The sequence below is a fragment of the Hyphomonas sp. GM-8P genome, assembly GCF_003263315.1.
Lineage (GTDB): Bacteria > Pseudomonadota > Alphaproteobacteria > Caulobacterales > Hyphomonadaceae > Hyphomonas.
In genome coordinates this window covers 1-658 of the sequence record NZ_AWFE01000025.1, presented here as the reverse complement: position 1 = coordinate 658, position 658 = coordinate 1, and the positions used below count along the sequence as shown (strand labels likewise).

Sequence of the window (658 nt, the reverse complement as noted above, 5' to 3'; positions counted from 1 at the left end):
CGCCGCATGGATCCACGTATTGATGGAGACGCCATCGGCTTGTGCCAGGCGCGCCACTTCCTTCTTGAGCGACCTTGAGATTCTGAGTGAAAATCTTCGGCCGCCTCCCACGCCTATTCTTTCCTTGTTGTGATGAGGAAAGCGTCTGCCCGTTTGTCGACGTCCACGGGCAGATAAAGCTTGAGGGTCTCGGCGAACTCCTCTTGCTTGCCGGCTGGAAAGGTTCCGCTGATGCGTTCAGCCGCGAGAGCCGCGTCATCGATACGGAGTTTTGTGGTCGAATAGCGGTTCATTTCGGCAACGGCCTCGGCGAGCGTCACATTGTCGAACTGGAGGAGGCCTTCGCGCCATTTGCCGGCCTGGGCGGGGTCGATGGTGGAGAGGATGGGGTCAGCGCCCGGTTTCATGTCGAGCCGGTCGCCGGGCTTGAGGACGAGGCCCTCCTGTTGGCTCTCTTCTGGTATCCCGCCTGCCTGCCCTGCCCCGGGATCTGGCTGGCCTGTTGTGACGCGGACCGAGCCCTTGATGAGCGTGACGGAAACCGTGTCCTGATCTGCGTGGATATCAAATTCCGTGCCGAGCGCGCGTGTGATTGTGCCGCCCGCTTCGACGAGGAAAGGCCGGTCGGAATGTTCGACCTCGAACAGGGCTTCGCCTT

Annotated in this window: 2 protein-coding genes; both read right to left on the bottom strand. The window is 61.1% G+C overall.

Annotated features, from left to right (window positions below):
- The coding region (locus tag HY26_RS19385; protein WP_158531405.1) for a toxin-antitoxin system HicB family antitoxin at positions 1 to 111 on the bottom strand (111 nt) is incomplete at its 3' end.
- Positions 112 to 113: 2 nt separating this feature from the next.
- Positions 114 to 658 (bottom strand): FecR family protein (locus HY26_RS02885; RefSeq protein WP_146740161.1); only part of this gene is annotated, 545 nt, incomplete at its 5' end.